This window comes from Paraburkholderia sp. BGA-UO-ETr-F12 (assembly GCF_059567945.1).
In genome coordinates, this window is sequence record NZ_JCAQOZ010000021.1 from 1 (window position 1) to 18,503 (window position 18,503).

General features: G+C 62.8%; 19 protein-coding genes. 10 read left to right on the forward strand and 9 right to left on the reverse strand.

Annotated features, from left to right (window positions below; translation table 11 throughout):
* Positions 1-855: 855 nt before the first annotated feature.
* The 5 genes from mtgA to mpl form a co-directional block, all read right to left on the reverse strand.
* Positions 856-1,578 (reverse strand): monofunctional biosynthetic peptidoglycan transglycosylase, encoded by a 723-nt coding sequence (gene mtgA / locus AC57B6_RS08185; protein ID WP_491564251.1) that lies wholly within the window; start codon positions 1,576-1,578, stop codon positions 856-858.
* 54 nt (positions 1,579-1,632) lie between these two features.
* Entirely contained in the window at positions 1,633-2,496 is an 864-nt protein-coding gene (aroE, locus tag AC57B6_RS08190) for a shikimate dehydrogenase (protein ID WP_496420962.1), read from the reverse strand.
* A complete protein-coding gene (locus tag AC57B6_RS08195) occupies positions 2,493-4,613 on the reverse strand; it encodes a ribonuclease catalytic domain-containing protein (RefSeq protein WP_278498868.1) in 2,121 nt (706 codons plus the stop codon). The genes aroE and AC57B6_RS08195 overlap by 4 nt, the downstream gene beginning before the upstream one ends.
* 175 nt (positions 4,614-4,788) lie before the next feature.
* Positions 4,789-5,391, reverse strand: coding sequence for a YqiA/YcfP family alpha/beta fold hydrolase (locus tag AC57B6_RS08200; protein WP_496420963.1), 603 nt, complete (start codon positions 5,389-5,391; stop codon positions 4,789-4,791).
* The gene (gene mpl, locus AC57B6_RS08205) at positions 5,388-6,782 is read right to left on the reverse strand and encodes a UDP-N-acetylmuramate:L-alanyl-gamma-D-glutamyl-meso-diaminopimelate ligase (protein ID WP_496420964.1); all 1,395 of its coding nucleotides are present in this window, start codon (positions 6,780-6,782) and stop codon (positions 5,388-5,390) included. The genes AC57B6_RS08200 and mpl overlap by 4 nt, the downstream gene beginning before the upstream one ends.
* A 215-nt stretch (positions 6,783-6,997) precedes the next feature.
* Between mpl and AC57B6_RS08210 the strand changes: the two genes are divergently transcribed.
* The 10 genes from AC57B6_RS08210 (at position 6,998) to AC57B6_RS08255 (ending at position 15,339) form a co-directional block, all read left to right on the forward strand.
* On the forward strand, positions 6,998-7,651 hold the full coding sequence (locus AC57B6_RS08210) for a hypothetical protein (protein ID WP_028196450.1): 654 nt from the start codon (positions 6,998-7,000) through the stop codon (positions 7,649-7,651).
* Positions 7,652-7,662: 11 nt separating this feature from the next.
* On the forward strand, positions 7,663-8,211 hold the full coding sequence (locus AC57B6_RS08215; protein ID WP_028196451.1) for a TlpA family protein disulfide reductase: 549 nt from the start codon (positions 7,663-7,665) through the stop codon (positions 8,209-8,211).
* 194 nt (positions 8,212-8,405) lie between these two features.
* Positions 8,406-8,861: a type II 3-dehydroquinate dehydratase gene (aroQ, locus tag AC57B6_RS08220; protein ID WP_028196452.1), complete on the forward strand. Its 456-nt coding sequence runs from the start codon at positions 8,406-8,408 to the stop codon at positions 8,859-8,861.
* 69 nt (positions 8,862-8,930) lie between these two features.
* Positions 8,931-9,401 carry an acetyl-CoA carboxylase biotin carboxyl carrier protein gene (gene accB / locus AC57B6_RS08225; RefSeq protein ID WP_028196453.1) on the forward strand — a complete coding sequence of 157 codons (471 nt, stop codon included), beginning with the start codon at positions 8,931-8,933 and terminating at the stop codon, positions 9,399-9,401.
* 129 nt (positions 9,402-9,530) lie between these two features.
* On the forward strand, positions 9,531-10,898 hold the full coding sequence (gene accC, locus AC57B6_RS08230) for an acetyl-CoA carboxylase biotin carboxylase subunit (protein WP_007180351.1): 1,368 nt from the start codon (positions 9,531-9,533) through the stop codon (positions 10,896-10,898).
* Between the two features lie 3 nt (positions 10,899-10,901).
* Positions 10,902-11,804 (forward strand): 50S ribosomal protein L11 methyltransferase, encoded by a 903-nt coding sequence (gene prmA, locus AC57B6_RS08235; RefSeq protein WP_028196454.1) that lies wholly within the window; start codon positions 10,902-10,904, stop codon positions 11,802-11,804.
* A gap of 48 nt (positions 11,805-11,852) precedes the next feature.
* Positions 11,853-13,229: a zinc-ribbon and DUF3426 domain-containing protein gene (locus tag AC57B6_RS08240; RefSeq protein WP_496420965.1), complete on the forward strand. Its 1,377-nt coding sequence runs from the start codon at positions 11,853-11,855 to the stop codon at positions 13,227-13,229.
* A 73-nt stretch (positions 13,230-13,302) separates the two neighbouring features.
* Positions 13,303-13,803 carry a thiol peroxidase gene (tpx, locus tag AC57B6_RS08245; RefSeq protein ID WP_153137384.1) on the forward strand — a complete coding sequence of 167 codons (501 nt, stop codon included), beginning with the start codon at positions 13,303-13,305 and terminating at the stop codon, positions 13,801-13,803.
* Positions 13,804-13,898: 95 nt separating this feature from the next.
* Positions 13,899-14,837 (forward strand): PfkB family carbohydrate kinase, encoded by a 939-nt coding sequence (locus AC57B6_RS08250; protein ID WP_279228814.1) that lies wholly within the window; start codon positions 13,899-13,901, stop codon positions 14,835-14,837.
* 25 nt (positions 14,838-14,862) lie between these two features.
* On the forward strand, positions 14,863-15,339 hold the full coding sequence (locus tag AC57B6_RS08255) for an outer membrane lipoprotein (RefSeq protein WP_028196458.1): 477 nt from the start codon (positions 14,863-14,865) through the stop codon (positions 15,337-15,339).
* Between the two features lie 266 nt (positions 15,340-15,605).
* Here AC57B6_RS08255 and AC57B6_RS08260 read toward each other — a convergent pair whose 3' ends face one another.
* From AC57B6_RS08260 to AC57B6_RS08275, 4 genes are all read right to left on the reverse strand, one after another.
* Positions 15,606-16,223: a histone H1-like DNA-binding protein gene (locus tag AC57B6_RS08260; protein ID WP_028196459.1), complete on the reverse strand. Its 618-nt coding sequence runs from the start codon at positions 16,221-16,223 to the stop codon at positions 15,606-15,608.
* Between the two features lie 30 nt (positions 16,224-16,253).
* Complete coding sequence (locus AC57B6_RS08265) at positions 16,254-16,580, reverse strand: hypothetical protein (protein WP_028196460.1); 327 nt, start codon at positions 16,578-16,580, stop codon at positions 16,254-16,256.
* Positions 16,581-16,666: 86 nt separating this feature from the next.
* A complete protein-coding gene (locus AC57B6_RS08270; protein WP_028196461.1) occupies positions 16,667-17,899 on the reverse strand; it encodes a ribonucleotide-diphosphate reductase subunit beta in 1,233 nt (410 codons plus the stop codon).
* A 137-nt stretch (positions 17,900-18,036) separates the two neighbouring features.
* Positions 18,037-18,360, reverse strand: a complete 324-nt coding sequence (locus tag AC57B6_RS08275) for a hypothetical protein (RefSeq protein WP_028359520.1) — start codon at positions 18,358-18,360, stop codon at positions 18,037-18,039.
* Between the last annotated feature and the right edge of the window lie 143 nt (positions 18,361-18,503).

Genomic DNA, 18,503 nt, shown 5'->3' on the forward strand with positions numbered 1-18,503 from the left:
CTACTTTTCTTTGCCGGCCGCAAAGAAAAGTAGGCAAAAGAAAGCGGCTCAAACCGCTAATTCTTAAGCGGGTCCCCTGGCTTGGAGGGGGTAGTGGTGCATCTGGAATCTGTCGCCTCGCGCACTCTGCGTCAGCGACAAGGCGCTCATCAGCTCCCACTCCGCACTACGTGCGTCGCGGACGGGTCTGCCTGGGAAACCAGCGGCTTCGCTTCGCGCAGCGGGAGCCGTCGGCTCCGCCTCGGCGAGATGCCCCCGCTCTGATTGGCCAACCCCACTTCGGAAATGTCGGTGTGTTGCTTTCGCTTTCGCTGCCGCGGTTGCGCTCGCAGCAGCGGGGCAGAGGCTCGGCAACGGCGAGCAGGGAACCGAGGCAAACGGCAGCGGGAGGCCGCAGCCTGGTGACAGCGATGCTGCCGACGAGTCAGTATCTGGATAAATCGAGGCGTGAAAACCGCAGCGGGCGAATCGAGGCGCGAAACCGCGGCGAGCGGATCGAGGGGGGAAGTCGTAGCGGGTGGGGATGGGAACGGGGTATCGGCGCGCGCAGCGCCGCCGGAGGTATGACTGCCTTGTCACTAAGGCGAAGTGTGCGAGGCGACAGATTCCAGATGCACCACTACCGCTACTGTGCGGGGGACCCGCTTATGAGCTGGCGGGGTGAAGCCGCTTTCTTTGCTTATCTTTCTTTGCGGCGGCAAAGAAAGTAAGTGCCGCCCCGCACAGGGGCAACGCTAATAAACCACTAACACAGCAAGGAAAGGCCAAAAGACCAACACCAAAACAGACCACTACGACAACAAGGCAACACCAAAAAACCCAGACCCGCCGCCGAACAGCCCCAAACCTTACCCATCAATCAGGCAATTCCGCCGCCCCCATCCGCCGCGCAATAACCCGCGAACGTTGCGCCAGATACCCCGAGCCCCTGTGCTCATCAAAGTACTTAGGCTGCGGCAGCATCACCGCCAACCTAGCCGACTGCGCAGCAGTCAACTTCGCAGCCGAAGCCTTGTAGTAATAATGCGCGGCCGCCTCCGCGCCATAAACCCCATTCCCCCACTCAACGGAGTTGAGATAAATCTCGAAGATCCGCTGCTTGTCCATCAAGGTCTCGAGCATCCACGTGATAATCAACTCCTGACCCTTGCGGATATAACTCTTCTCCCGCGACAAAAACAGATTCCGCGCCAACTGCTGAGTAATCGTCGAACCGCCTCGAACAATCCTGCCCTTGGCCTTATTGCGCTCCCAGGCCTGCAAAATGGCATCCGTCTCGTAGCCATTGTTATTCACGAAGTTCGCGTCTTCAGACGCGATAATCGCGCGCTTCAGATTGTGCGAAATCTGCTCATACGGTACCCACGTATGCTGCACCGAAAGATCAGGCCGATCCTGCGACAAACGCCACGCATCCGAGCGCATGAAAGCCGTCGACTGAGGATTCACGTAATTCCACACCGCGATCTGCGCGAAGTAAAACGCCTGCGTCGCAAGCCACGCAATCGCCACCACCACGCCCAGATAAAACACCCATCGCACCGGGCCTGGCCGGCTCGCGCGCCGCGTTGCTGTCATCGTGACTGGAGTCCTCGAGTGAGTGAGCCGGTGAGTTCCGGGTAAAAAAAGCGCCTAAGCGTGCGACGGCGCCGTCAATAACGCCCGCAATTCAGCCAGCACCGGCGCGCCGTCAGGCCGCACGCCTCGCCACACGTAAAACGATTCAGCCGCCTGCTCGACCAGCATGCCGAGACCATCGGCTGCGCGTGCGCCGAACTTCCGCGCGTGTTCCATGAACACCGTCGGATGCGCGCCGTACATCATGTCGTAAGCAAGCGTGCCGTTGCCGAACGCGCGGTCGTCGCATTCGGGCAACGAGGCATCCAGACTGCCCGCCGTCGCGTTGACGATCACGTCGTATGCGCCTGCTTCGATCGCCCGCGCACTACCGCCACTCAGATGGCAAGCGGCGTCGCGCGCGGCCTGCGCAAACTGGTCGACGAGCGCGTCGGCCTTCGCCGCCGTCCGGTTGACAATAGTCAACGTGTGCGGCGCGCGCTCCAGCATCGGCAGCACAACGCCGCGCGCGGCGCCCCCTGCACCCAGCAACAAAATCCGCGCGCCCTTCAACGACACACCGAGATTCACCTCGATATCGCGCACAAGGCCAAAACCGTCCGTGTTGTCGCCGTAAACACCGCTCGCGTCGAACTTCAGCGTGTTCACCGCACCCGCTGCCGCCGCGCGCGGCGACAAGGTATCGGCGAAGGCATGTGCGTCGAGCTTGAACGGCACAGTCACGTTCATGCCGCGGCCGCCTGCTTCGATAAAAGCCCGCACGTGCGGCACGAATGCATCGACCGGCGCCAGCAGGGGGCCGTACTCGATCGGCTCGCCTGTCTGCGCGGCAAAACGGCCATGGATGAACGGCGACTTGCTATGCCCGACCGGGTTGCCGATCACGGCGTAGCGCTCACGCGACTGATCCGCGCTCATCGTCCGGGCTCCGCGACGTGCTGCTGATCGGCGGCCGCATCGCCGGTGCCGGTGTCGGTGCCGTTTTCGGCGTCGCCCGCTTCTCCCGCAGCACCGTCGAGGTCGGCTTCCGCCTGAACCTCGGCTTCGCCTTCGGCACTCTCATCCGCCACGTCGATGATTTCCTCTTCGCCCTCGTCGGCTTCTTCAGCCTCGCTGCCGCTCGTCACGGTCGGCGCGTCGAGCACATGCAACAGGCGCACGGACGCTTCAACGGTCAGTTCATCGATCGACATCACTTCCATCTGCAAGCGCGTGCCGCGCGCATGCACGCCGAGGCCGGGCACGTGCAGCAATAGCGGAATTTCTTCAAGGCGCACAAGATCGCCCTTCACCACCGACGCCACCACCTGCTTGCGGTTCTCCTGCTTCAGCCAGCGCAGACACCAGAAGTACTCCATGCGGCGCTGGTGATCGGCGTACGCGGTGTAGGTGTCATCAAAACCTTGCACGACGGCAAACAGATCGGCGTCCTTCGGCTTGAACGGCGCAGCCAGTTTCGCGGTGACGCCGTGCTGCACACAGGCAAGCAACTGCCACTGATTCACGAGGTCGACATAGCGCCGCAGCGGCGAGGTGCTCCACGCATATTGCGTGACCCCCAAGCCTTCGTGCGGCGCGGCATTGGTCTGCATGCGGGTGCGCTTCGGGCCGGTCGGCGCGCCGAACGCGCGTTGAGTGCGGTAGATGCCCGGCACGCCATGGTCGTGCAGGAACGCGCCCCACGACGAGTTGGCGAGAATCGCGAGCTCCGCGACGATCGTATCGAGCGGCGAACCGCGCCGGCGCGGCGTGATCGTGATGTGCTCGCCTTCAACGTAGAAATTGAAATCGGTGTTGCGCTGCACTTCACGCCGCAGGCCGTAACCGGCGCGCGCGGTCTGACGCTTTTCGAACAGCGCCTGCGCGAACGGCCACAGCACGGCGATGTCTTCCTTATGCGGATAGTCGCCCGTGCCGGCGGCCAGCGCTTCTTCGGTGACCAGTTCGTCCAGCGTGTTGTGGCGCAAATTATTCTTCACGAACACACGCTCGGCACGCGTTTCGCTCGCCACGATTTCCTGCGTCTCGCGGTTGATGATCACATACAGCGACAACGCCGGCCGCAAGCCGCCCTCAGCCAGCGTAAAAGCTTCGACAACGCTGTCGGGCAGCATCGTGATCTTGTCGCCCGGCATATAAACGGTCGACAAACGCGTGCGCGCGATCGCATCGATATCGTCGCCACGCGTAATGCCGAGCGCCGGCGCGGCAATGTGCACGCCGATCCGCACGCGGCCGTCCGCCAGGTGCTCGACCGAGAACGCATCGTCGATTTCCGTGGTGGTGATGTCGTCGATCGAGAACGCTTCGACTTCGGCTTCCGGCAGGTCCTCCGGCAACGCGCCGACCGTGACCGGCGGGAAACCGGTGCCGTGCGGGAAAAACTCGGAGAGGAATTTCGCCTCGTGCAACGCGCGAGCCGACGCAATCCCGCCGCATTCGAGCATCAGCCGCGCCTGCGAAATGCCGCGCGCCGCCGCCGCGGCTTCGAGCGCCTTGTACTCGATCGTGTTCTTGTCCGGCTTGGTGAGCAAGGCCAGCGCCTTGCTGCCGCTGAAGCCTTCCGGCAGGCGGCCCGCCTTCAGCTCCTCCTCGTAGCCGGCCTGTACCAGCGCCTGCTGGCGCTTGCGCTCCAGCCCGGCAAGCGCCATCTTGAGCTGCTCCTGCGGCGCGCGTTGGTACATGCCGCGGCCCTTGCGGCGGAAATACACCGGTGAGCCATGCATGCGCAGCACCAGCGCCGCGCGTTCGATCGCGCCAAACGAATCGCCGAAGTACTCGGCGCCCAGCGTGGCAAACGGGAATTCGTCTTCCGGCGCGCATTCCCACAGGAAATCCAGATCGATGTCCTGCGCGGCCGCGTCAGCCTGCTGCATCAACTCAGCGGCGCTCGGCTTTTCGAATTCGATCAGCACGTCTTTCGCGCGCACCTTGGTGCGCCGGCCGCCCGGCAACTCGACCTGAAAAGCATCGCCCTGGCGCGACAGCACGCTGCCCGCCTTGAAACTGCCCGATTCCTCGAAGAAAACGTTCACTCAATACTCTCGTTCTGACTTGCATCTGCCGGCGCGCCCGATTGGGTTCAGCTATCGGTCACTGCGTGCGCGGCACGGCAACGTGTTCGTGGTAGTGGATCCGCGGCGCGACACGCGCGCCGGCGGTATGAATCTGGTGATCCGCAACAGCCTCGCCGCGGGATCGTCGGTACTGTCAGGCCGCTTCGCGCGGCGCCGGCGGCTCGATATCCTCGGCGTCGCAAAAGGCCAGCACCTCGTCGACGTATTGGCCGAATTCGCTGATCGCGTGGTCGCTCCCTTCGATCAGCGTAGTCCGTGCGCCCGGATAGTGCGCAAGCATTTCACGGTAATCGAGCACTTCGTCGCCGGTAGCGGCTATCAAATAATAGCGTTCTGGCCGCGTGATCGACGCGACGCCGAGCGCGCGCAGTTCGTCCAGATGATGCGGCTCGACGGTAATGCTGCCGCCGCCGTGCCACAACGGCTGCTCGCCGAGATAGGCGCTCAGGTCACGCTGCGGCACCACCGCCGGATTTAGCAGCACCGCCGGCCAGCCGTGTTTCTCGGCAAGATGCGTAGCAAAGTAGCCGCCGAGCGAACTGCCTATCACGGTGACGTTCGCCGGCCTCGCGGCCGCCACCAGCGATTCAACCAGCGCCACGGTCTCGAGCGGCGAGACCGGCAGCATCGGGCAGCACCATTCGTCGCTGCGCCCGAGTTCGACGAGGCGTGCCGCCAGCACGCGCGCCTTGAACGAGTTGGGCGATGAACGAAAACCGTGCAGGTAGAGGATCACGACGCGCCTCGCGCGGAAAGTGCGTCGAGCAGCTTCTGATGCACGCCGCCAAAGCCACCGTTGCTCATCACCAGAACCTGGTCGCCGGGGCGCGCGGCATGCGCCACCGCTTTGACCAGCGCGTCGAGATTGTCGAAAGCCTGCGCCTTGCCGCCGAGCGGCGCGAGCGCTTCGGCGAGATTCCAGCCGAGCGCGTCTCGGCCGGACGGCGCGCCGTAGCCGAACACCAGGTCGGCGTCGGCGAGGCTCGCCGGCAGTTGAGCTTTCATCACGCCGAGCTTCATGGTGTTTGAGCGCGGTTCCAGCACGGCCAGGATTCGCGTGTTTTCGTGGCCGACACGGGCGCGCAAGCCGGCCACCGTGGTCTCGATCGCCGTGGGGTGATGGGCGAAATCGTCGTATACGGTCACGCCGTCGACGCTGCCGCGCACTTCCATGCGGCGCTTCACGTTGCGGAAGCTCGCGAGCGACTTCGCGGCCTGTGCCGGCGGCACGCCGACATGGCGCGCGGCGGCGATCGCGGCCAGTGCGTTCATGCGGTTGTGCTCACCCTGAACCTGCCACTCGACGACCCCGACACGCTCGCTGTTGTGATACACGGCAAAGCGCTCGTCGACCGGCTCGCCGTCTTCCGCCGGAAGGGTTTCCCAGCCGCCTTGCACGCCGCAGCGCTCGACTTCGCTCCAGCAACCGCGCGTCAGCACACGCTCGAGCGCGTCTTCACGACCGTTAGTCACAATACGGCCGATGCCCGGCACAGTGCGGATCAGGTGATGGAATTGCGTTTCGATCGCGGCCAGATCCGGGAAAATGTCGGCATGATCGAACTCGAGGTTGTTCAGGATCGCGGTTTTCGGCCGGTAGTGAACGAACTTGGAACGCTTGTCGAAGAATGCGGTGTCGTATTCGTCGGCTTCGATCACGAAGAAGCTTGAATCGGTCAGCCGCGCCGACACCCCGAAATTCAGCGGCACGCCGCCGATCAGGAAGCCCGGATTGAGCCCCGCGTCTTCAAGCAGCCAGGTCAGCATCGAACTGGTGGTGGTCTTGCCGTGCGTGCCGGCTACCGCCAGCACCCACTTGCCGTTCAGCACATGTTCGCCGAGCCACTGCGGGCCGGACACGTACGGCAGGCCGCGATCGAGGATCGCTTCCATCAGCGGGTTGCCGCGCGTCACGACGTTGCCGATCACGAACAGATCGGCATTGAGGCCGTCCAGCTGCTCAGCGCCATAACCTTCGATCAGACGAATGCCTTGCGCCTCGAGTTGCGTGCTCATTGGCGGGTAGACGCCGGCGTCGCAGCCCGTCACGGTATGGCCCGCGCCGCGCGCGAGGACCGCGAGTCCGCCCATGAACGTGCCGCAGATGCCGAGGATGTGGATGTGCATAAGCCTGTCGTGCCGCGCGGGCGTATTTTTTTGCAAGGAAGGGGAGTGCAGAGAAGCGGCCGAAACGACCGTCTGCAAAGGACGCTATTGTAACCGACGCCTCCGAATCGCCCTACGAACGGGACCGGCAGCGCGGCCGTCCGCCCGGCCCGTGCCAGGTACCCGGCGCGGCCCGCCCGGAAAGGGCTGTCATCAATCTCTAGTATGATTGAGAGATGGTTCGCAAATCACATTTCGATCCGCAGCGGGTGCGCGAGGAAATCGCCACCGCGGCTGCCCGGATGATCGCTGAAGACGGTCTGGACTACGCAACGGCCAAGCGTAAAGCGGCACGGCAGGTAGTCGGCGAGAGCCGTGTTGCCGGCGAATGGCTGCCGGATAATGACCAGATCGAAGAAGAAATCCGCGAGTACCAGTCGCTCTTCCAGGGTGACAGCCAACCGGCGTTGCTGCGGCGACTGCGTCACATTGCAATCGACTGGATGGAGCGGCTCGCGCCGTTCAATCCGTATTTGACCGGCGCGGTGCTCGGCGGTACCGCTGGCGAGCACTCGGATATTCACCTTCAGGTGTTTTGCGACAACCCGAAAGAAGTCGCGATCTACTTTCTGAACGCCAACATCCAGTACGACGTGTCGGAGACGCGGCATTTTGGCGGCCGCGGCTATGTCGAGACGCTGAGCTTCCTCTGGCGCCCCACGAACGAAGGGCGCGACGCGGAGCCGGCCGGCATCCACGTCGCGCTGTACGAAACAGACGACTTGCGCGGCGCGGTCCGCGCCGACGCGCGCGGCCGTACGGCCCGGGCGAATCAGCAGGCGGTTCAGGCGCTGCTCGACAGCAGCAACGTCACCTCTTCAACTAATTAGACAGACCTGGAATGAATACGAGACGGATTCTGGCAGGCGCGCTGGTCGCGATCGCCGCCGCGGGCGGCGGAATGCTGGCCAACCATTGGCTCAACAGCGACCCGGAAGTCGCCCTCGCGGCGCAACCCGGCTCCGCGCAAAGCGCGGTCGAGCAACTCTGGAGCGCGCCCGTTACCAGTGTCGACGGCAAGCCGCAATCGCTAAGTTTGCTTAAAGGCCACCCAATCGTCGTCAATTTCTGGGCGTCGTGGTGCGGCCCGTGCGTCGAAGAGATGCCCGCTCTCTCGCAACTTCAGCGCGAATATGCAAAGAAAGGCATCCAGTTCGTCGGACTTGGCGTCGATTCGGATAAAAACGTCCAGGCGTTCCTGCAAAAGGTGAAAGTAGCCTACCCGGTCTACGTGACCGGCTTCGGCGGCGCCGATCTCGCCCGCGCGTTCGGCAATAACGCCGGCGGCCTGCCCTTTACCGTCGTTATCGACGCCAAGGGCAATATCCGCTCGACAAAATTAGGGCAAATCGACCCGCAAGCGCTGAAACAGACCCTCGACGCGCTCTAAATTTCACATTCTTTTGACGATCAGATCGGGGTAAAAGGCGCGAAATTAGGCGCAAATCGGCCGAATTTGAGAGAAGATGGGCGTGCGGGGAAGCGGCGAAAGGTCGCCGGCGGCGTTTCGAACGCGCGGGAAACTAGACAAGTTTCTCTAATCAGCGCTAAAGTGCGCCCAATTCCACGGAAAAAGAAGCGACCATGACGCGACTGCTGGTACTGCACGGCCCCAACCTCAACCTTCTCGGCACCCGGGAACCCGAGGTCTACGGCCGCGTGACGTTGCCGCAGATCGATCAGGCGCTGGCGGACCGCGCAGCAGACGCCGGTGTCGAACTCGCGTCGTTCCAGAGCAATCATGAAGGCGCGCTGGTCGATCGCATCCAATCCGCACGGACTGAAGAAACCGATTTCATACTGATCAATCCCGCCGCGTACACGCACACCAGCGTGGCCATTCGGGACGCACTGGCGGGGGTCGGCATCCCGTTCGTCGAGATTCATCTGTCGAACGTACATCGCCGCGAACCGTTCCGGCATCACTCGTATTTCTCCGACCAGGCAGAGGGCGTGATTTGCGGCCTCGGCTGGAAGGGCTATATGTACGCGCTCGAATTCGCGCTCGACCGGCTGTCCGCCGGTTCGTCGCGCGGCTGATTCCAAACACGTCTAATTTGCGCCGGCTGCGTACGCGCCGGCACTTTACGCATTGAAAGGGGCTTCCTGATGGATCTACGTAAACTGAAAACTCTGATCGACCTCGTCTCGGAGTCCGGTATTTCCGAACTCGAAGTGACCGAAGGCGAAGGCAAGGTCCGCATCGTCAAGAATGCGCCGCCGGTTTACGTGCAACCGTCCGCTTCGTATGCCCCGCAATATGCGCAGCCGGCGCCGATGCCGGCCGGCGAAGCGCCGGCTGCAGCAGCGGGCGCCCCCGCTACGCCGGCCGCCGCCGCGCCGCAAGGCCACGTGGTGACCTCGCCGATGGTCGGCACCTTCTACCGTGCGCCGTCGCCGGGCGCCGAGCCGTTCGTCCAGGTGGGCGATACGGTCAAGGAAGGCCAGACGATCTGCATCATCGAAGCGATGAAGCTGCTCAATGAAATCGAGTCGGACAAGTCCGGTGTGGTCAAGGAAATCCTCGTCGACAACGGCCAGGCGGTCGAGTACGGCCAACCGCTGTTCGTGGTCGGCTAACGCGGCACGCGTTGCGCTTTTTTTGCGCCTGCCGCCCGCGCGCCTGCCCTCCCGCGGCGCGCGGCCGATCCTCTGAGGCAGCCTGTGTTGTGATCAACCGGGCGCCTATTGATGAGTCGAAAACCCGCTATGTTTGAAAAAATCCTCATTGCCAATCGTGGCGAGATCGCGCTCCGTATTCAGCGCGCGTGCCGCGAACTTGGCGTCAAGACCGTCGTCGTCTATTCGGAAGCCGACAAGGAAGCCAAGTACGTGAAGCTCGCCGACGAGGCCGTCTGTATCGGCCCGGCACCTTCGAATCTGAGCTACCTGAACATGCCGGCGCTGATCAGCGCGGCAGAAGTGACGGACGCCGAAGCGATCCATCCGGGCTACGGCTTCCTGTCGGAAAACGCCGACTTCGCCGAGCGCGTCGAGCAGTCCGGCTTCACCTTCATCGGCCCACGCCCGGAAACCATCCGGATGATGGGCGACAAGGTCACGGCCAAGCAGACCATGATCAAAACCGGCGTGCCCTGCGTGCCGGGTTCCGAAGGCGCGTTGCCGGAAGATCCGAAAGAGATCGTGAAAATTGCCCGCCAGGTCGGCTACCCGGTCATCATCAAGGCCGCCGGCGGCGGCGGTGGCCGCGGCATGCGCGTGGTGCATACGGAAGCGGCGCTGGTCAACGCGGTCAATATGACCCGCGAAGAAGCCGGCCGTGCCTTCGGCAATCCGCAGGTCTACATGGAGAAATTCCTGGAGAACCCGCGGCACATCGAAATTCAGGTGCTGGCCGATTCGTTCAAGAACGCGGTCTGGTTGGGCGAGCGCGATTGCTCGATGCAGCGCCGCCACCAGAAAGTGATCGAAGAAGCGCCGGCGCCGGGCATCGCGCGCCGCCTGATCGACCGTATCGGCGATCGCTGCGCGGACGCCTGCAAGAAGATGGGCTACCTCGGCGCGGGCACGTTCGAATTCCTGTACGAAAACGGCGAGTTCTATTTCATCGAAATGAACACGCGCGTGCAGGTCGAGCATCCGGTGACCGAGCTGATCACCGGCGTCGACATCGTGCAGGAACAGATCCGCATCGCGGCGGGCGAGAAGCTCGCCTTCCGTCAGCGCGACATCGTGTTCAAGGGCCATGCGATCGAATGCCGGATCAACGCGGAAGATCCGTTCAAGTTCATTCCGTCGCCGGGCCGGTTGACGTCGTGGCATATGCCGGGCGGCCCCGGCATCCGCGTCGATTCGCACGCCTACAATGGCTATTTCGTGCCGCCGAACTATGATTCCATGATCGGCAAGCTGATCGCTTACGGCGCGACGCGCGAGCAGGCGATCAAGCGGATGCGCATCGCGCTGTCGGAAATGGTGGTGGAAGGCATTCAGACCAACATCCCGCTGCACCGCGAATTGATGCTGGACGCGAAGTTCGTCGAAGGCGGCACCAGCATTCATTACCTCGAAAACCGGTTGGCCGCGAAGCAGCAGGCCGCGCCGGAAGAAGCGTAAGTCATGAGCTACCGGGAACTGATCGCCGAGCTGGCACGCGAGCACGCGGAGGAGTTCTCCGACGCGCTGCTCGAGTTGGGCGCGCTGTCCGTATCGGTTGAAGATGCGGACGCCGACACGCCCGACGAGCAGCCGCTGTTCGGCGAGCCCGGTCTCACACCGGACCGCACGGCGTGGCAGCGTTCGCGGGTGATCGCCCTGCTCGCGCCGGAACACGAGCCGGCCGTGCTGCTCACCGCCGCGGCCAATGAAGTGGGGCTGGAAACCGCCCCCTCGTTTACCGTGCGTGAAGTCGAGGACCAGGATTGGGTGCGGCTCACGCAATCGCAATTCGACCCGATCCCCATCGGCGAGCGCATCTGGGTCGTGCCCTCATGGCACGATGCACCGGACCCCGACGCCCTCGTGCTGGAACTCGATCCGGGCCTTGCGTTCGGAACCGGCAGCCATCCCACCACGCGTCTGTGCATGGAATGGCTGGAGCAATCGGTCAAAGCGGAGCAATCCGTGCTCGACTACGGCTGCGGCTCAGGCATCCTCGCGATCCTCGCCAAAAAGTGCGGCGCCAACCCGGTGTACGGCATCGATATCGACCCGCAGGCGGTCGAATCGGCACGCCACAACAGCGAGCGCAACCGGGCGGAAGTCACCTACGGTTTGCCCGACGCCTGCCCCACCGGCGAATTCGATATCGTGGTCGCCAATATTCTGTCCAATCCGCTCAAGCTGATGGCCTCGATGCTGTCGTCGAAGGTCAAGTCGGGCGGCCGGATCGCGCTGTCAGGCATCCTGGCGCGCCAGGCGGACGAAGTGGCGCAGGTCTACGCACGATGGATCGACATCGGCATATGGCGCGAACACGAAGGTTGGGTATGTCTGACGGGAACCCGCCGCGAAAGCCATTAGAATAAGGCGTATTGCCCAACCAACGGCCTTTCGGCTTACCGGCTCAATATGCTCCTGGCAACGCGTTGCCCCTTCTGCGAAACCGTCTTCCGCCTGCAACCGGCGCAGCTCGCGCTGCGCCGCGGTCTTGTGCGCTGCGGGCATTGCAATGAAGCATTCGACGCCTCGAGCAGCCTGTTCGAACTGAACGAGGGCGGCGACTTCTCCACCGCCAGGCCGGTTGCCGCCGCCGCGGCGATCGAGGCTTTGTCCGGCGTGCGCCCGAAGGAACCCGATTTCAGCGCCGAAGCATGGGATCCGTGGGCGCCGGTCGCCGACGCCACGATCGACAATCGCCTGCTTCACAACGCCCGCAATCTGCCTCTTTCGCCGGTCTCCACCGGGGCCGGCGTTGCGGTCACGCCGCGTCATGCTACCGAGCCGGAATTGCCGGCGAGCGCCTTCACCGCGCCGATTCCCGCCGACAACGAACCTACGCTCGGGCAGACGCCCGGCGAAGCCTCCGCTTACACGGAAGAGGTGCCCGCCGATGTCCCGGCCGAGCCTTTCGCTCATGCGGCCAACCCGTCTGTTGAGGCGGCGCCGCGGGTCTGGCACAAGACCGAACGCCCTTCCGAATATCCTGGGGATGCTGACGAACCGGTTCTGAACGAGCCGGCCGGCTTACATGGCATTCCCGACAACGAACCGCATTTCGGTGCGGCCGGCTTAGGTGGGGCCGCCTTAGGTGCGGCCGGCTCAGGTGCGGCCGCCTCAGGTGCGGCCGCAGGCTCAGGCTCCCCCGCTGGTTCAGCCGCGACAGCCGGCTTGGGTACTGCCGGCACGGATGGCCCCGGCACAGCCGCATTCGGATCGAGCGGCGAGCCCTTCTCGGTCCAGCCGGTAAATGACGACGGCGTCGATCCCTTCCCGGTAGTGCGTGAAACGCGCCCGCCCGAACCGCGCCGCCTCGGCTGGATCGTCTTCGGCTCGGTGGTCGCGGCGCTGCTGGCCATCGCGCTGCTCGCGCAACTCGCCTGGTGGCAGCGCGAAGCCGTTCAGGTCTTCTTGCCACGTTCACAGGTGCTGTATGCAAAGGCCTGCGCGCAACTCGGCTGCCAGCTCACGCCGCCGCACGACATCGACGGTTTGCTGGTCGAGCCGTCCGATCTGCGTCAGATCGACGGCCCCCACAAGCTCGAACTGAAGATGCCGTTGCGCAACCGCTTCAGTATTGCGCTGGCCTATCCGGCCATCGAACTCACGCTGCTCGATGACCAGAACAATGTCGCCGTGCGCCGCGTACTGTGGCCGCAAGACTACGTCCCGCCGGGCACGCCGATCGCAGCCGGCCTGCCGGCGCATACGACTCAGACCATGATCGTGCACCTCGACACGGGCAATGCGGTCGCATCCAATTTCCGCGTGCAGATTTTTTATCCGTAACGCAACCTCGCGCGCCCGGTACTGACCGGGCGTATTCACCGTCATCACTGACGAATTTTCGGAGCACAACAACATGAGTCAAGTAACGCTGGGTGGCAACCCGATCGAAGTAGCCGGCACGTTCCCGACCGTGGGCCAGAATGCCCCCGCCTTCTCGCTCGTGGGCAAGGATCTGAAGCCGCTGTCGCTGGCCGACTTCGCCGGCAAGCGCAAGGTGCTGAACATCGTCCCGAGCCTCGACACGCCGACTTGCGCCACGTCGACCCGCAAGTTCAACGAAGCCGCGGCCAAGCTGAGCAACACGGCCGTGATCGTCGTGTCGGGCGACCTGCCGTTCGCCGCATCGCGCTTCTGCACGACTGAAGGCATCGAGAACGTCGTGACGGCTTCCACGTTCCGCGGCCATGAGTTCGCGCAAGCCTATGGCGTCGATGTGACGAGCGGCCCGCTGACGGGTCTGACGGCACGCGCCGTGGTGGTCCTCGACGAGAACGACAAGGTCGTGCACGCTGAACTGGTCGGCGAAATCAAGAACGAACCGAACTACGACGCAGCACTCGCCGCGCTGAAGTAAAACCTTCGCGCACGGACCCCGGCGCCGCGCTTCATGCGCGGCGCTGTCACGTCGTCGCGCCCATTTTCTTTATCGATTTTTACAGGACGCTCACCTTGGCTACGCTGATTTGCGGTTCGCTCGCCTACGACAACATCATGACCTTCGAAGGCCGCTTTCGGGAGCACATCCTGCCGGAGCAGGTTCACATCCTGAATGTGAGCTTCCTTGTGCCGACGATGCGCCGTGAATTCGGTGGCTGTGCGGGCAACATTGCCTACTCGCTGCATCTGCTGGGCGGCAATGCGCGCATCATGGGCGCGCTCGGCGCGATCGACGCGCAGCGCTACATGGACCGTTTCGCGCAACTCGGCCTGTCGACGGAGAACGTGCTGGTGGTGCCGGATACCTATTCGGCCCAGGCGATGATCACCACCGATCTGGAAAACAATCAGATTGCCGCGTTCCATCCTGGCGCAATGATGCAGGCGCATCTGAACCGCGCCGACGAAGCGAAAGGCATCACGCTGGGCATCGTCGGGCCGGACGGTTACGACGCCATGATCCAGCATTCCGAGCATCTGGCAGCGGCCGGCGTGCCGTTTATCTTCGATCCGGGCCAAGGTTTGCCGCTGTTCGACGGCGAGTCGCTGCGCCGCATGATTGAACTTGCTACTTACGTAGCTGTCAACGATTACGAAGCCAAACTGGTGAGCAACAAAACGGGTTGGTCGATCGAAGAAATCGCCGGCAAGGTCGAGGCGCTGATTGTCACGCTCGGCGAGCAAGGCGCGCAAATTTATCACGCTGGCGGGATCGAAGAGATTCCGGCGGTCAAGGCACAGCAGGTGCTCGATCCTACGGGCTGCGGCGACGCGTTCCGCGGCGGCTTGTTGTACGGCATCGAGAACAAGCTTGGCTGGGCGACCACGGGGCGTCTGGCGAGCCTGATGGGCGCGCTGAAGATCGAACACCAGGGCCCGCAAAACTACGCGCCCAGCCGGGCGGAGATCAACGAACGGTTCAAGCAGGCGTTCGCATACGACCTGCCGTAATACCGCAAGCTACTGGAGTTAGGGAATGAGAACAACGAGTCGTCTGGTCGTGGCCGCCTTGATCGCCGGTTCGCTGGCCATGTCGGGGTGTGCATACAACAGCAGTTCCGCCGACGTCTACACGGCATCGCAGGCACAGCGGGAAGAAACGGTTCGCATGGGCACGGTCGACAGCGTGCGCGCAGTGAAGATCAGTTCGAACAACGGCCAGCCGAGCGGCCTGGGCGCGATCGGCGGCGGCGCACTGGGCGCGGTAGCCGGCAGCGCGATCGGCGGCGGCCGCGGCTCGATCGTGACCGGCATCATCGGCGGCCTGGCCGGTGCGGTGGCAGGCAATGCGGTCGAGAACGGCGTCGCGGTGCACGACGGCCTCGAGATCACCGTGCGACTCGATAACGGCGACATGCGCGCAATCACGCAAAGCGCCACCGGCGAAATCTTCCGCGCCGGCGACCGCGTCCGGCTGCTCTCCAGCGGCGGCGTCACGCGCGTCACACACTAGGTTTCCCCTCTCGTGCGGTCGCGCTTCACGGGCTTCCGCGACGACCTCAAACGCATGCCCTCCCCTGTGCATGCGTTTTTTTTCGCCTGCCGCTTTTAAAGCGTTTCTGGTAGCGGCCGCGTTCGCCAGGGCAAAAAAAAATCCCGTCGCCAGAAACCCGGCAACGGGACCCTGACCGAGTAGCGCTCGGTCATGCTACTTAAGCGCTACTCGATCATCGACACAGGTACGGCGTGTCGAAGTACTTCTTCCGCTTGTCGTCCAGATTACGGACGGCTGCCCGTCGGGAACGGCCATGCCGCTGCCGGGTTCAGCGCGGTCTTCACCGTTGCTGCCGGTGCGCTCGAGACAGAAGTCGCAGCGGGTGCAGGAGCCGCCTTCTTGGCGACAGCCTTCTTCGCAGGCGCAGCCTTCTTGGCAGGAGCAGCGGCCTTCTTCGCGGCAGCCTTCTTGGCAGGCGCAGCCTTTTTGGCAGCAGCCTTCTTCGCAGGCGCAGCTTTCTTGGCAGCAGCCTTTTTCGCAGGCGCAGCCTTCTTCGCAGCAGCCTTCTTAGCCGGTGCTGCCTTCTTTGCTGCGGCCTTCTTCGCCGGTGCTGCCTTCTTCGCTGCAACCTTCTTCACTGCAGCTTTCTTCGCCGGTGCTGCCTTCTTGGCCGGCGCCTTCTTCGCTGCAACCTTCTTCACGGCGACTTTCTTGGCTGCAACCTTCTTGGCCGGAGCAGCTTTCTTCGCTGCAACCTTCTTAGCCGGTGCTGCCTTCTTCGCTGCAACCTTCTTCACTGCGACTTTCTTTGCAGCGACTTTTTTCGCCGGAGCAGCCTTCTTGGCCGGTGCGGCCTTCTTGGCTGCGGGTTTCTTAGCTGCCGCTTTCTTTGCAGTTGCCATCATTTTCTCCTTCAGGTTTTCAGATGAGAGTCAGTTCAAACTACACCCTTCGTCAAAACCCGTTTCCCGCGGACGCTTCTCAGGGCGCGCGCTACGAAGCGGGCTATTCATCGGCGTACGCAGGTGCCGCGCGCTTACGCTAATGAATGCGGTAAGGCGCGCGGTGCCAATGGGCACCGCGCGCCAGATCTGGTCGATGCTGGATATCAGCATCGGCAATTGCTTGATCGGGCCGCCGGCGCGAACGCCAGCGGCTTTTTCCGGGGGGAAGTTTGCCCATCCCACTGAAGGGTTCGCAAAGTGCCAGCCATGTTTGTGGGCCGCGAAGGCACGCGGCGCACCGGGCACGATTTGCATCAGGCGGTTCTGCTCCTAACTAAATTGCCGCGGCCGAGGCCTGCCGGCATCCCCAAAATGAAATGCATCTGCGACTCGGACCCGGATCACTCCCAGGTCAACGCGCCGCCAGTCTGATATTCGATCACTCGCGTCTCGAAGAAGTTGCGTTCCTTCTTCAGGTCGATCATCTCGCTCATCCACGGGAACGGGTTTTCCTCGTTCGGGTACAGCGGATCGAGACCGATCTGCTGGCAACGGCGGTTGCAGATGAAGCGCAGATAGCTCTTGAACATCGACGCATTGAGGCCGAGCACGCCGCGCGGCATCGTGTCTTCCGCGTAACGATACTCAAGTTCGACCGCTTGCTGGAAGATCTCGCGGATGTCCGCGCGGAACTCAGCCGTCCAGAGTTGCGGGTTTTCGAGTTTGATCTGGTTGATCAGGTCGATGCCGAAATTGCAGTGCATCGACTCGTCGCGCAGGATGTACTGGTACTGTTCCGCCGCGCCGGTCATCTTGTTCTGACGGCCAAGCGCCAGGATTTGCGTAAAGCCGACGTAGAAGAACAGGCCTTCCATCACGCAGGCGAACACGATCAGCGAGCGCAGCAGCGTCTGGTCGGTCTCGAGCGTGCCGGTCTTGAAGCCCGGATCGGTCAGCACATTGATGTACGGAATCAGGAATTCGTCTTTCGCGCGGATCGAGGCAACCTCGTGATACGCGTTGAAGATTTCGCCTTCGTCGAGGCCCAGCGATTCGACGATGTACTGGTAAGCGTGCGTGTGGATCGCCTCTTCGAACGCCTGACGCAGCAGGAACTGGCGGCATTCGGGCGCCGTGATGTGGCGGTAGGTGCCCAGCACGATGTTGTTGGCGGCGAGCGAGTCAGCCGTCACGAAGAAGCCCAGGTTGCGCTTGACGATGCGGCGCTCGTCTTCGGTCAGCCCGTTCGGGTCTTTCCAGAGGGCGATGTCGCGCGACATGTTCACTTCTTGCGGCATCCAGTGGTTGGCACAACCCGCCAGATACTTTTCCCAGGCCCACTTGTATTTGAACGGCACCAACTGGTTGACGTCGGTCTGGCCGTTGATGATGCGCTTGTCGGCGACATTGACCCGCGCTTCGGAAATCGCAGCCGTTCCGGCAGCGTGAGCAGCGGCAATGCCTTTTTCGAAAACGTCTTGAGACGCGAAGACGTTTCGGTCCGAGGGAGCATGAGGAGCGGAACGCGTTCCGACTTGCGAACCGACAGCCGATCCCGCAGCGTTGCGCAACACATTCAGTTGCGTAGCGCTCGAGGGAGTTACGGCAGTGATCTCGTCATCCCAGTTGAGCATAAATGTCACCATCAATTTAGAACGGTTTGTACCATCTTTTCACGAGCGATAAAAGAGTTCGCTGATGAAAAATCCTGTTTTCGATTCGCGTTGCTACGTTCATACAACACTTTGTTCAACAGACTGTGTGTGTCGCCTCATGTGAAGCGTGTTGAACGCGTGTCGTCGAAGTGCTTCGCGAGCTCGAAGAGCAACGTGTCGAAGCGACGTTTCGCTGCTCTATCTATCTGTATTGCGGAGCGTGCTTGCAGCGTTTTGCGATTGCTTCCTGCTGCCTCGCTGACGCGGCGGATTGCCTGTTCGTCAGCGCTGGCGAGGTGAAGTTCAATGCAACATCGAGCGATGCTTCTGGCCGGCTGTGTCGTTCGACCTTTGACCGGAGCGTTTGCTGAGCGCTTCATGTCGAGCGCTTCGTCTGTGCTGCCGACTGCTTCATCTACTGCCTGCTTACCGCTTGCCATGCTTCGCTGCTGTTCGACGAGCGGTGTGACGTCGATTCTGTTTCGCCGCGCCGCTCGTCTACTTCACTTCTGTACTGCTTCTATCAGGCTTGCCGATCGCTGCATGCGGGTCTTTACCTACCCCATCCGCCACGCAGCGATCC